We start from the raw sequence: 14,129 nt of genomic DNA, 5'->3' as shown, positions 1-14,129 counted from the left end.
GCATGGGCGCTTGTTCCGCCTCGCTACGCTCGGCTCCACAAGCGCCCATGCAATCCTGCCAGGAGGCGCGCTCATGAAACACAGAAACTCTCATAACAACTGGACCAAAAAGCGGGGGCTTGACACATTGTATTTCAGGGTCATGACCGGCTCATTTATACAGGATCTTCGCGATTCCGTGATAACGTGCCGCGTCACGCCGGCCTGTCGGTAGCTGCCGCAAGGGGATCTATAGGGGCACCGCGCCCCTTTCCCGGTTCTCACAGTGTATCTTATCGGAGAATCCGTTTCAAGACTTGGCGCAGTACTTATGAAGGGAGTGTATTGCTTGGAGGTCTGCGGCGCAGGAGCCCGCAGCAGCTATCGGATGGTAGTTGTTGGCTAAGGTGCTGTTAAGCGCTGACGAAAGCAGATTTCACGTAATCCTATTGCAACCTTGCAACTAGAAGCAACTAGAAGCAACCAAGAAGCAACGCCGATCACTTAAACACTGAAACTTCAATAAGATGCTGTTATTGCAACCTTGCAACTAGAAGCAACCAAGAAGCAACCAAGAAGTAATGCCAAGTATTTAAACACCGGAAATTCAATCCGCCGTGGCGTCTTTCTTTTGTATTACTCCATATCAAATAAATTCATCTGTGGATCCGGTGTTGTCAGCGGTGGGTAAAACACTCCAATAATCATAAAGGGATTAGGCGCTCTAGCGTGATGGGCTCTTGAAGTGCCTAGAAAGAAGTGAAGGTCATTTTTAATGAAGGTATCATAATATTTTTCTTTCACTTTTAATATTGCCGTCTCTTTGTCACCCTTTGCTATATTAAGACACTTAATGTAGAGCATACCGATTTCCCAGTCCAAGATCATTAATTTATGTAGCTTGCCTGTTTCATCTTCGAATTGATAATAGAATTTATAGGGTACTTTTGGAACAACTCTAAACTGTTTTTTTATCTCCTCAGGCGTCAAAAACAGATCTAACTGTTTTGACTCCATCTCTAGATGTTCGAGTTTGTCACTATCCCATTCATTTGTTGTTGACGCTGTGATGAAGTTTTTTATCTTTGTGGGTTTGAACACAGCAAGGGAGGTACCGTCTTTGTTTTTCTTAGACAACAACTCATCAAAATTGGTATAAATTTTTTTGTTTTTAAAGATAATCCTGCGTCTCACGTCCCAGTTCGTTTTTTTTGATTTTTCTTCAACGTCGATCGTCGAAAGATCCGGTCTATAGGATTCAAAACGATTGTCTGCTGTATTGCGTGTTATCTTCACATTAATCCATGTATATTTTGGATATTTTTGTTCTTCAGCCAAGGTATTGAATGGAATTGGATAAAGCCGAATCCAAGAGCCGTCCTCCAAGATTCCTGCCGTACAAACGAGCTCCGCATATTTCTTTGAAATTGTCGGATAAGTTTTTGCGACGATGTAAATTCGTTTTTTTTCCATACCTATAAGTCTGTACTCCCGACCTTGTGCGTTTTAATTAGATAATCTCTTACAACATGCCTATGGCATTGCGCAGGATCTTTTTCGAAGCACATCAAGGCAATGCGCGTGTAAGAATGAAGCAAATAATAAACTTGATTAAGATAAGCTTCCAACTTCGGCAGTGTCTTGGCGTAATCATTAAAGAGCGATATATAGTCCTCGGAAGTCTTCAATACACGGCGCTTTGTGGTTTCGATGCCGAGAGCGGGAACATGCACATATTTAATCCCGACACTTTCTGTTATATGGGTAAGTCTGGTCTTTGAAAATCCAAATTTTCGGCTAAGCGGATTTTTACGGACATCACATAGTAACTTAATCCCCTCTTGGATTAACTGTTTAATAAATTGCTCTATGCTTTTACCCTCATAGCCGATTGTAAATAACCTTTCTTCGGAAGCCGTATTTTTTTGTTTTTCATTATTTAAATGACATATTTTTTCCTTGTGGAAAAGGCGGTCAGCCCCTTCATTCTTCATGGCGCCATAAGGATATACATTATATAGTTCGCGGATAAGGACGTTACCGCTCGATGAATTTTCCTTAAGGGAATACCCGGTTGCTTTAATATTTGTGTCTTCAATCGTAATAAATCCATTCTTTAAGAGAATATCCACATCCTCTGCAAGCTGAAAAGAATGAGGACCGTGTGCATGCGGCAAAAAGTCGTAGTAAGCTTCTGATTTTCTCTTCAATTGCAGAAACACTAATTTTTGTAAATCAGCTAAGGATACTCCTGCGTTTAACTGACGAATAAACGACAAAAGAAATCGCTGTCGTTTATAGATTGGTTGTCTCTTATTCATTACTACTGCCTCCTATATCTGTCGAAGGGCATTTGTTGTACAACTTTTCGTTCGTCCAAGGTTCGGTGAAATATTGTCTTGGAAGGAGTTTATAGATCTTACTTGTGACGTGTTGTCATGTGTGATTGGATATTGGTTGCCTCTTCCGATAAACATATCATTGCCCTTATCGAGGTGCTGTATTGCGCAGGCCTATCGGTGCCTGCCGCAATGAGATCTACAGAGTCACAACGAAGCTTAGCCAGTCTACACAGTGTATCTTATGGGAAATTCGGTTTCAAAGATTTTCCCTATGCCGGGGCACTATCGAAGGGTGTGAAAGGTTAGGGATAATGTTGATAAATCGGTTGATGTCGTGATACGGTATTTTTTTGGGATATTTTTTGTAACAGTCTTATACAGAAGGTTTTTTCTATGATGAACAAAACACTGATATTGATGGGTGTGTTTTTTGTGTCCCTGTGCGCTTCGCTTCACGGTGTTGAGGTGAGCATCGAGGCGGACGGCATGTTGAATGTTGACGGTGAACGCCTCTTTGTGTTGGGTTTTTATGATATGCCGACTGCGGATGGGGAGCTGGATCGTTTGGCGGCGGCGGGGGTGAATTTGGTACACAGCAAAGCGGACAGCGCGTCCTTGGATCTGCTCCACGAACGGGGCCTTTATGGGTGGCTGGGCACGACGAACAGCATTGATCTTTCCGAAGATGTGGCAAGCCGTGAGGAAGCACTTCGTGGGATGACGGCGGAATTCAACGATCATCCCGCCCTGCTTGTTTGGGAAGTACCGGATGAAGCGCTTTGGAATACATGGTATGGCGCAGAAATTTGGCGGCGTCACAAAGAGCCGGGCGAACAAAAGGAAGCGATCTCGACTATATCTGATGTTGCGCTGCGCGACAAACTGAGTGAAGAGCGCGAGGCCATTGACCGCCTGCAAATGATAGGCAAGAATAAAGAAGCAGAAGCGATGGCGGACGATCTGTGGCGTACCTTAGGCGTTGACCCGCCTCATCCTGGTTATGGTTTGGGCAATGCTGAGGAGCGTGCGACGGTGCAGTGTGCGGGCATGGTGAAAGGCTATCACTTTTTGAAGGGATTGAGCGGCCGCCCCATTTGGATGAATCATGCGCCCCGTAATCAAATCGAACAACTCGCCGCTTATAACCACGGCGCAGATATCGTGGGCTGCGATATCTATCCTGTTCCAGAAAATAGTTCTATTGACCATTCTGATCTGGCGAATAAAAAACTGTCTTGTGTCGGTGATTTTACCCGTCGTATGGGGAATGCGGCTCCGGGCAAGCCGGTGTGGATGGTCTTGCAAGGCTTTGGCTGGGGCGACATTCAGCGACAGCGTTCAGAGGAAGAGCGGAAAGTCTTGCGCCGGCCGAGCAAGTCGGAATCCCGTTTTATGGCCTATGACGCGATTGTACACGGCGCGCGGGGCATCCTCTATTGGGGCAGCGCCTATGTGGAAAAAGACAGCAGTTTTTATGAAGAGCTCCTTCAGGTAGTCGGTGAATTGCGGGACATTCAAGAGGTCTTGGCATCGCCTGATGCGAACTTCGATATTCAGACACGCTTTGAACAGGTTCAAGGTTCTGTGGATCGTGATATTGTGGTGTTGGCTAAAAAAGCAGCGGGCACGCCGTGGCTGTTGGTGGTCAATGAATGGACGGGACCCTTGGTGACGACCCTGAGCGGTCTGGACGCGTTGAACGGCATGAAGTATCGAGAGCGGTACAGCGGTGAGATCTTGGAAATTGAACAGGGCGCGGTGCGCCTGCATATGTCGTCCCGTTCTGTAAAGGTTTTGGAGCCTCTAGATTAAGACGGAGATTTCCTCCGAAGACGAATAAGGAAAGAATACGATGAAACTTCCATGGCTGTGTGTGGTAATGGGGCTTAGCGGTCTGTTGCTTTTTAGTGGTATTGCTGTGGCTGCCGAGTCCGGCGATGCTGCCGCAGTGGCGCGCGCTCTGGCCGGTGATGAAGAGATTGCCAGCGCGGCGTGGTGGGGCTTTGACGCAGAGGATGCCACGCCCTTTTTGCAGGCGGCTATTGACTCAGGTGTGAAACGTTTGTCCATTCCTTTTATGGGGAAGCCGTGGATTGTGCGGCCCCTCTTCTTACATAGTAATTTGGAATTGATCTTTGAACCGGGGGTGGTGCTCCTTGCCAAAAAAGATCAGTTCAAAGGGAAATCGGACAGTTTGATCACGGCGCGCAATTGTGAAAATATCAAGCTGAGCGGCTACAACGCACGATTGGTGATGAACAAGCGTGATTATCAGAGTGACGCCTACGAGGCGGCGGAATGGCGTATGACCTTGAATTTTGTCGGCTGCACGAATATCCATGTGGAAGGGCTGCGTTTAGAGGCGAGCGGCGGCGACGGGAGCTATCTGGGCGCCAGCAGTGAACAGCCCTATTGTAAAAACGTGGTTATCCGTGATGTGGCATGTTTAAACCACCATCGCCAAGGAATCAGCGTCATCAGTGCAGATTCGCTGTTGATCGAAAATTGTGAGCTGAGCGGGACCCAAGGGACTGCGCCTCAGGCGGGGATTGATCTGGAGCCGAACCGTGACAACGAGCGGCTGGTCAATGTGGTAATTCGCAACTGCACCATGGCGGGCAACAAGGGTTCGGGCATTCTCTTGTATTTGCGGCCTCTCCGCGCCTCGTCCACGCCTCTCTCTATTTTGTTTGAAAATTGTCATATCCGTAATGGGCTGGATCACGGGATCACAGTGGGTGCGCTGGGTGATGATGGTCCCGGCGGTTCGATCGTTTTCCGGAACTGCACGGTAGAACACACACGGCGCAGCGGTATTAATGTATATGATAAGTCGGCGTCAGCGGCGCAGGTACACTTTATCGATTGTCACTTGAATGCCGTCGCAGAGAAACACAAAGAGGTGGCGCCCGTTCAGCTGTCCCTCAACCGAGAGAGCATCGCCACGCGACACGGCGGCATCTATTTTGACGAATGTGTTGTCTATGATACGCTTGACCGGCCTGTATTGAAGTCTTCGGAAAAAGAGGGCGACAAAGGGGTGCATGGGCTCGAAGGCAGCCTGCGCCGAGAAGGACCGGGCGCGGCGCGCATGGTCTTGGCACCGGAAAGTACGGGGTGCAGTTTGCAGTTGTTATCCGATGATTAGCCGCCCAAAAGCGGTGAAGCGCCTTTTAATAGTTCCCTGTTCCGGATGCATTTAACGTGAAGGGAGTTTTCCCTTTAAATCTTTCCTCTTATTTTGCTTGATATTTGTCTACAAACTGTATATGATGTTAAGCAGAACTACGCCACATGTTGTGGTATTGAGCCGAGATTGGGGCCTATGCCCGTTACAATTTCATGGGCTCAAATCTCCATGGGCGACACTGACCACCTTGAGTTGTTCAGGCTTGTTCATCGATATGGATCAAGCAATTTTTTCGAGGATGGCGGGCCTGAACAACGCTTGTTATTACGCCGGGAATTTATTTCCGCTTTTTGATAGCCTTTGGGAGAAATGTACAGATGCAAAACAGCGCCTCCGAAATAGCCAAGATCTGTGAATCTTGGTGGGGTCATCTGGCAGATTCCTCGAAGGTGGAACAACGTGCCTATGTAATGAAGCTGCTCGCGCTGCTCGATTGGGATTTCCCCATTCCCTTTTCACCGAAGGCGGCGGCTGAGCGGCTGAATGCGCTGACTTACCTGCTCCGTGCCGATGGACTGACAACGGTTGCCGCCTATTTTTTGATGCCCGGCGCCTTGGACGCGCCTTCGATAATCCGCGACAAAGGATTGGATTATTGCACGACGACGCGGCTGCTCATGGAAGAAAGCACCTCGCCTAACATCCATTATGTTTTTATCAGCGATTTGAACCGCAGCTATTTTTACGATAACCACGGCAGCCAGCTGCTCTTGTCGGCTGATGACCCCGCTTCTTTCAATCAACAGTTAGCGGTCTATTTGCAGCATGGCCGGGTGAGCCGCGGCGCTTTGGAGGAGATTCGCCGTGAACCGCGCAGTGCGGCGGCGTGTCGTCTGCGCGATTGGTGCGACCGCTGGACGCAAGCGTTAAATGAATGTACGTCCATGTCAACGGCAGCCCTTGATTGTCTGATGGATCGTCTTTTGTTTACGCGCTATGTGTTCCAACATGATATCTTCAGGCGCACGCGCCGGTCGCTGCAGGGTCGTTTCATCGCCCTATGCGACGGATCAGCGATCCATCAGGAGCGGCTGCGCAAGGAAAGCGGCGGCAAGTTGGTGCGGCTCTTTCATGATATGTGGCTGGACTGGCGTGCCGCTATCTACGCGCCCTTACCCGCCCTTGATGAGCTCTTGGAAGGAAACGAACTGATCCCGACCCTGCTCCATGAGTTCATGCTCTTGTCGCCGACCCTCTTTTCGATGTCGACCATTTTGGAACGGTTCAATTTTGGCGATCCTACCGAAAAGCTGCGTATACGCATGGTGCCGGACAGGAACGAAGAACGGGAGATTTACCTGAGCCGGTACACGCTTGATACCATCGATGCGGCTCGGATCACGGTCGACATTTACGATGAAGGATATCGTGCGATCTTTCATTGGCTTGATGCACTGCTGCAGCGTTATGAGCAGCTCAACAGGGAGTTTGAGACGCAGGTTTGTCTTGAAACGGAAGGAAGCGATCTGGATTTATTTGGCTGGTCAGATGTGAATGCGCGCCGTCCTCAGGCGTGTTCGGATCGTCTGCGCCATGCCTGTGAACAAGGCTTCCGCGTGGTCTGCAAATCGGAGCATCAACAACGGCTTGCCAAGCTGCTCGTGCATCTGTATCTGATTCAACTTGCCGCCTCCAAGTATCCCGCCATGGAATATCTTCCCCCCATCCATCCTATTTTTTCAGGAGAAGAACTGAACTTCGTTGAGAATACAGAGGGCTCCGGCTTATACGCGTCCGCTGACGGTTAAGGAATTTTCTTTTCATGCAGACCGAATTGCTCATGATAGGTACGGAATTGCTTCTGGGTCAGGTGGAGGATACAAACGCCGGTTATCTGGCGCGCAGCCTTGCCACGGCAGGGGTCGACCTGTATTGGAAAACCACTGTGGGCGATAATGCCTCCCGTATCAATGACGCCTTGCAGCTGGGGCTAAGCCGCTCTGATACCATTTTGTGCAGCGGCGGGCTGGGCCCTACAGCAGATGATATTACGCGGGACTGTGTGGCGCAGGTGCTGGACATGCCGCTGGAATATCATGCAGATCTTTTCGACGTTATCGAAAAACGGTTTCGACGATTCAAACGGCCTCTTTCAGAAAATAACAGGCGTCAAGCCTTTCTGCCCAAGGGTGCCGTGCCCATTGTAAACTTGGAAGGTACTGCGCCGGGACTGATTGCGGAGCGTGGATCTAAAACCATTATCTGTATGCCGGGTGTACCCCGTGAGTTACGGCGTATGTGTGAGGGCGTCGTTATCCCTTATTTAAAATGGAAGTATGAGATTGCCTCTACCATACATTATCGGGTGTTGTTGGTGGAGGACGTGGGTGAATCACGGGTGGACGCGCTCATTGCGGATTTGATCCAGTCTCAGCACAATCCGACCATTGGCTTACTTGCCTCTGCCGGTCTTGTTCGTGTGCGTATTGCAGCAAAGGCATCGTCGCAGGATGACGCCCTTGCGCTGATTGAGCCGGTAGAACGAGAAATCCGTGAACGGCTCGCCCCTCTGGCGCCTGCGATTCGTGTAGAGTCATAAGGGCGCCTTCGTCTGCGGGATGACTTCTTTACTCAGGAGCGATAGAAAGAGGAGAGGCGTGCTCTTTTTTATTGTGCCGCCTTTGAAGGAGCTAACATTGACGGCGCTGTTCCTGTTGCGCGCCGTGTAAATGCTTCGCTTCGCTTTTATTTGGTATAAACGACTGTTCAGATGTATACTGAAAGTCAAATCAACGTATTCGCCTGTCTCTGATTATAATTACTCACGCGCATCTATGGATTGCAAGCGCCAGCGCGCTCTACACTGATCCCAACCGAGGTATTCATGACAAACTCCAAGAAATCTGCTCCGAGAAAAACGCCGGGTTGCGGCATTTCAACAGTCTCCGTCCATGCCGGTGAAGAACGATTCCGTTACGCCGATTCTGTGACAACACCCATTGTGCAGACCTCTACCTATGCCTTCAAGGATAGTCAGCATATTGAAGCCTATACACGCCACGGTCAGGCGCACTTCGAATATGGCCGTTACGGCAATCCCACGGAAAAAGTGGCGGAAGATCGGCTTGCAGCCATCTGCCGTGCCGAAGATTGTGTCATATTCAGTTCGGGGATGAGCGCGATAACGACGACGATTCTGGCGTTGGTCAGCAGCGGTGATCATATTGTCATTACCGATGATGCCTATAAGCGGACCCTTGAATTTTGCAGTTCCTATCTGCAGCGCTTCGGTGTGGATTGTACCATCGTAGCTTTCGGCGATTATGCACGTCTTGAAGAATCCATTCGCCCCAACACACGGTTTATTGTGAGCGAAAGCCCGACCAATCCTTATCTGAATATCTTTGATCTGGAACGGCTCCGTGATTTGGGGAAACGCTATAATCTGTTGACCATGATCGATGCCACTTTCAGTACCCCTTATAATCAGTGCCCCTTCGATTACGGCATTGATATTGTGCTGCACAGCGCCACGAAATATTTGGCAGGACACAACGATATCCTCGCCGGGGCGGTCTTGGGTAAAAAAGAGCTTATTGATGAGATCCGCGCGCTGCACAAGGCGATTGGCGGCGTCATTGATCCGCACTGTTGTTATCTGTTGCTGCGCGGTATGAAGACTTTTGCGCTGCGCATGGAAAAACACAATCAGACGGGTTTGGAAGTGGCGCGCTTTCTTGAAGCCCATCCGCAAGTGAAACGCGTTTACTATCCCGGCTTGGAAAGTCATCCTCACTATGAAACGGCTAAGGCGCAGATGAGCGGATTCGGCGGTGTCATTTCCTTTGACATCAAAGGGTCGCTTAAAGATGCAAAGGCTTTCCTTGACCGCTTGCAATTGTGTTATATCGCGCCCAGCCTGGGCGGTGTGGAGACGCTGATCACCCATCCTGCCATGGTGAGTTATTATAATCTCAAGCGCAAGGAACGCTATGCGCTCGGTATTACCGATACGCTGTTGCGGCTGGCAGTGGGGATTGAGGACAGCAGCGACATTATCGCTGATTTGGATCGCGCCTTGCTTGCGAAATGAATGGATAAAACGGATGGATGTTTTCCCGAGACCTGAGAGACGAGACAGCACGGTTAATACATGGGCCCGAGGAAGGCGAGGATTTAGGGGCGACATAATTCGAACAAGGATTTCTGTGTCTTGGGACCGGTGTCCCGGACTGGTTTATAAATGAATGGCGCTGCGGGGAAAGCCTTGTCCTTTCCCGCGGGACAATATGGGGATGAGAGCCCATTCCCTTGGATGACAACATATGACACACGAATTTTTGCGTACGATCCACAGCGCGCCCTTATGTATTGACGGCGCCACAGGAACCATGATCCAACAACTGGATTTAGGCGATGATTTTTATGGCGGCGCCGCGTTCCGAATGCTGGGTGATCTCCTATGCTTTTCATGCCCGGAAGCGGTGATCGATATTCATCTTGCCTTTTTACGGGCCGGCGCGCAGGCAGTCGAAACCAACAGTTTCGGATCCTCGCCCTTGCGCTTGGCGGAATATGATTTCTCGACTTTGGACGGGGCGCGTTTTGCCGGCAATCCTTATGGATTGGAGCTGCGCGGCAGTGATACCAATAGCCTTGCCTATCATCTGAGCCGCCGCGCTGCGGAGTTGGCGCAGCAGGCGATTGCCCAATTTCGACAAGAGCCCGGTTGTGAGGACCGCCCGCTCTTTGTGCTCGGCTCTATGGGGCCGTCGAACCACGTCATTTCCGCCACGACTGCCAACTTGCGGCGCAGCAGTTTTGACCATATTGCCGATAATTTCTATCGGCAGGCGCTGGGGCTTATTGATGGCGGCGCCGATGTATTGTTGTTTGAAACGCAACAGGATATTTTGGAATTGAAGGCGGGTATTTTCGGGGCGCGCCGTGCCTTGGCGGAACGGAAAAAACAGCTGCCCATTATCGGGCAGGTGACCGTGGACCGTTTCGGCAGGATGCAACTCTTCAATACCGATATTCATGCGGCACTCGTTACGGTGCAAGGGGTAGGACTGGATGTTTTCGGTATGAACTGTTCCATCGGCCCCGATTTAATGGAGAAAACGGTTGAACGCCTTTGTGCGGTCGCTTCGGTGCCCGTATCGGTCATTCCCAACGCGGGACTGCCCCATTCGGAAGAAGGGAAAACAGTATTTAAATTTCCGCCCGAAGCTTTTGCGGAATATCAAGGCCGGTTTGTTGGAGAATTTGGCGCCCGTGTTGTGGGCGGTTGCTGCGGCACCACGCCCGAACATATTGCCTGTACGGTGGAAGTATTAAAATCAATTAGGCCTAAAAAAACAACACCGCCCACCATGGTCTATGTTTCGGGGCCCCAAGAAGCGGTGCCTCTGGACAGTAGCGAAAATCTTATTCGTTTTGGTGAACGTCTTAATCTGCGGGGTTCTAAAAAAGTACGGGATGCCGTGGAAAATGATACGGGTATCGATCACGATATCTTAGATACGGTCGTTCGCGGACAGGTGCAAGAATTAGGCTGTCAGATTATCGATGTGTGTATGGACTCGAATCAGGTCGATACGGTATCGACCTTGTGCAAGGTAGTACAGAGTCAAACCATAGATTTTTCCGGAGCCATGTGTCTGGATTCCTTCCAAGCAGATGCGCTTACCGAGGCGGTCAAGGTCTATCCGGGCCGGCCTATTCTCAATTCCATTTCACTGGAGGAAGTGTCGCCGGGCGTCCCGAAAATGGATGTGGTTATAGAAGCGACGCAAGGACATGATCCTGTATTTGTCGGCTTGTGTACCGGAACCAAAGGTCCTGCGGCAACGGCTCAAGATAAAGCCGCGCTGGCAGGCGATCTCTTGGCGCGCGCCCTTGAACGCTATGGCATTGGGCCGGAGCGTATCTTCATTGATGTTAACGTTTTTCCGGTGGGCTCGGAAAGTGACGCTGCCATGAATTTTGCGGTGGAAACCCTTGAAGGGATCCGTCTGGTCAAGACGCAGCATCCGAAGGTGAAAACTATCTTAGGCGTTGGAAACTTGACCAACGGCCTTGCAGCGAAGCCCTATATGCGTATTGTGTTGACTTCGGTGTTTTTGGATGAGGCGCGCAAACGCGGACTTGATGCCGCCATTATCAATCCCAACCATTATTTGTTTGTGGAGGACTTGGATCCGGAACACTATCAACTTGCCTTGCGTATCATCCTTGAACACGATATGGACGCCTTTGACCAGCTGGAAACCATTGCGGAAGCGAAGCGCGGCGGCCCGCAAAAAGTCGCCGTTCGATATGATACCTTGGATACGGATACGGCGATTACAGAAAAGATCAAGGATGGTCATAAAGACCGGGTGCCCGGCAGCTTTACCTTCCGCGGTCATGAGTACAGCTATGAAGATCGGATTGTGGAGCAGACCCGTGACGCCTTGGAGCGTTGGGAGCCCCTCGATTTTGTGAATCAACGGTTGATGGCTGCCATGCAGGAGTTGGGTGACGGTTTCGCGAAAGGGGAAGTATCCTTACCCCATCTGCTCCGTTCCGCCGATGTGATGCGTCAAGTCATGGGTTTCATTGAGCAGTATTTATCGAACCAAAGCGGCCTCTCAGCGTCAGAAGAAATTCAGTATAAAGGGGTTGTCGTTTTAGGCACGGTCTACCAAGATGTGCACTCCATTGGAAAAGATCTCGCCCGTACCTTGTTGGAAAATTACGGCTATAAAGTGATTGATCTCGGCGTGATGACCCCCTTGCAGGCTTATATTGACGCGGCGGTAACCCATAAAGCAGACGCTATCGGTATGTCTGCCTTGTTGGTGCAAACGTCGAACCACATGATTACCGTGTCGCGCATGATGGAAGAGCAAGGCCTTGACTTACCGCTGATTATTGGCGGCGCGCCCGTGAGCGATCGACACGCGGCCTATGTGGCACTGGCAGGGCGCAGCGATCCCGAAGAGATGCGGGGCAACGTGTTCTTCTGTCGCACTGCCATGGACGGCGTTAACATGATGAACCTGATTAAAAGCAGTACCGGGCTTGCTGCCGTCTATGAGGATAACCGCCGCAAATTGGCGCGTAAATATACGCAAGCCCAGCGCCGCTTGGAGATTGAAGCCAAATTATTGGCAACCTTGCCGCGTCGAGAAATCAGCTACGAAGGCTTGGATCGTTCGGGTATTACGGGTTTCCGATCCCGTGTGTATCGGATTCCTCTGCCTGAATTGGCGCCGCAATTGGATCGCCACACGCTCTTTTCGCTGAACTGGAGATTCGGCGGTGTCCGCGGTAAAGATCCTATGAAGACCGAGAAAGAAGATCTTGAAAGCATGTTGCAGCGCTGGGTTCGCGATGCCCATGAACAGGGCTGGCTGAAGCCGCAGGGCGTCATGGGCTTGTTCCCTTGTTACAGTGAAGGGGAGCATGTGATCCTGCTTGATCCTGAGGATTTGGATCGGGAACTGGTGCGCCTTCATTTCAGCACGGTAATTGGCGCAGGCAACGAAGATTTGGTTTCGGGAGCGCAATATTTTATGCCCCGGCAAGCCGAAAGCTATGATATGATAGGGTTACAGTTGAGTACTGCCGGTCCGCAGGTTGAGGCTCAAGTGGAGCGCTTTAAGAGCAAGGACGATTTTGAGTCTGCCCTTTTCCTACAGGGATTGAGCGACCGTATTGCCGAAGACATGGCCGATTTCCTGCACAAGACACTGCGTGAGACGGTCGGTGTTCCGGCCGATTGCGGGCAACGCTGGTCGCCGGGCTATCCGGGTATGAAAGACATTTCGCAAAATATCCTGATATTTGAAGCGCTCAATGCTAACGCCGCCCTCGGTGTAGAGGTTACTGAAACGGGCGAATTCCGGCCGACGGGCACAACGGCAGCGGCAGTTTCATTTCATAAAGAGGCCCGATACACCTAGTGGAGACTTTGCAATGCATGCAGTAGCGATCAATGGAAGTGCGCGGCTAAACGGCAATACAAGCACTTTGTTGCGTGTTTGTTTGGATGTTTTGGAAGTGGCGGGGATCAGCGGCGAGCTGATCCAACTGGCGGAAAATCCGATTCGTCCCTGTAAAGCCTGCGGCACCTGCTTTGTCATGAAGAACAACGAATGTATTACGAAAAAAGACGCTTTTCATGAAGTCTATGAGAAGATGCGTCAGGCAGATATCTTGTTGTTGGGTTCGCCCGTCTACTTTGGCTCCGCCACGGCCGACCTCATGGCGCTTTTGGATCGTGCAGGCTATGTGGGCCGCGCCAATGGCAACGTATTTTCTCGTAAAATCGGCGGGCCCATTGTGGTGGCTCGGCGCGCCGGTCAGAATTTTACCTTGGCACAACTCTTGTTCTGGTTCATGATTATGGACATGGTCGTGCCCGGCAGTTCTTATTGGAACGTTGGTTTTGGCAGGCTGCAAGGCGAAGTATCAGAAGACACGGAAAGCGTGGAGACAGTCCGCCATTTCGCTGAAAACTTGGTGTGGCTTGCCGGTAAACTGCGCGGCTAAGGTCGTGGCATGCGTACTTCCGCCTTTTCAGCGGAGGCGTGGAAAGCCAGCAATAATAGGCTGCACAGCCTATCATCTGACAATAAAAAAGACCCGCTTTTATGGGGCGCCCGATTGGTGCTCATAAAAGCGGGTCT

At 50.5% G+C, this 14,129-nt stretch carries 9 protein-coding genes; 7 read left to right on the top strand and 2 right to left on the bottom strand.

Annotated elements, in window-relative coordinates; genetic code table 11:
- Positions 1-615: 615 nt before the first annotated feature.
- Both GX117_08120 and GX117_08115 read right to left on the bottom strand, forming a co-directional pair.
- Positions 616-1,452, bottom strand: coding sequence for a hypothetical protein (locus GX117_08120; protein NLO33305.1), 837 nt, complete (start codon positions 1,450-1,452; stop codon positions 616-618).
- Between the two features lie 2 nt (positions 1,453-1,454).
- The gene (locus GX117_08115; GenBank protein ID NLO33304.1) at positions 1,455-2,300 is read right to left on the bottom strand and encodes a DUF488 domain-containing protein; all 846 of its coding nucleotides are present in this window, start codon (positions 2,298-2,300) and stop codon (positions 1,455-1,457) included.
- A 414-nt stretch (positions 2,301-2,714) separates the two neighbouring features.
- Here GX117_08115 and GX117_08110 point away from each other — a divergent pair, with 414 nt between their 5' ends.
- The 7 genes from GX117_08110 to GX117_08080 all read left to right on the top strand — a co-directional run bounded on the left by GX117_08110 (position 2,715) and on the right by GX117_08080 (position 13,992).
- Positions 2,715-4,133 (top strand): hypothetical protein, encoded by a 1,419-nt coding sequence (locus tag GX117_08110; protein ID NLO33303.1) that lies wholly within the window; start codon positions 2,715-2,717, stop codon positions 4,131-4,133.
- A 40-nt stretch (positions 4,134-4,173) separates the two neighbouring features.
- A complete protein-coding gene (locus GX117_08105) occupies positions 4,174-5,469 on the top strand; it encodes a hypothetical protein (GenBank protein ID NLO33302.1) in 1,296 nt (431 codons plus the stop codon).
- Positions 5,470-5,828: 359 nt separating this feature from the next.
- The gene (locus GX117_08100; GenBank protein ID NLO33301.1) at positions 5,829-7,259 is read left to right on the top strand and encodes a hypothetical protein; all 1,431 of its coding nucleotides are present in this window, start codon (positions 5,829-5,831) and stop codon (positions 7,257-7,259) included.
- Between the two features lie 14 nt (positions 7,260-7,273).
- The gene (locus tag GX117_08095) at positions 7,274-8,050 is read left to right on the top strand and encodes a hypothetical protein (protein ID NLO33300.1); all 777 of its coding nucleotides are present in this window, start codon (positions 7,274-7,276) and stop codon (positions 8,048-8,050) included.
- Between the two features lie 285 nt (positions 8,051-8,335).
- Positions 8,336-9,544, top strand: coding sequence for a PLP-dependent transferase (locus GX117_08090; protein NLO33299.1), 1,209 nt, complete (start codon positions 8,336-8,338; stop codon positions 9,542-9,544).
- Positions 9,545-9,776: 232 nt separating this feature from the next.
- A complete protein-coding gene (locus GX117_08085) occupies positions 9,777-13,403 on the top strand; it encodes a dihydropteroate synthase (GenBank protein ID NLO33298.1) in 3,627 nt (1,208 codons plus the stop codon).
- Positions 13,404-13,416: 13 nt separating this feature from the next.
- Positions 13,417-13,992, top strand: coding sequence for a flavodoxin family protein (locus tag GX117_08080; GenBank protein NLO33297.1), 576 nt, complete (start codon positions 13,417-13,419; stop codon positions 13,990-13,992).
- Positions 13,993-14,129 lie beyond the last annotated feature (137 nt).

Source organism: Candidatus Hydrogenedentota bacterium, from assembly GCA_012523015.1.
In the GTDB taxonomy this organism is placed as follows: Bacteria; Hydrogenedentota; Hydrogenedentia; order Hydrogenedentales; family CAITNO01; genus JAAYBJ01.
Note: the sequence above shows the minus strand (reverse complement) of the source record. Positions and strands in the feature narration are given on the sequence as shown.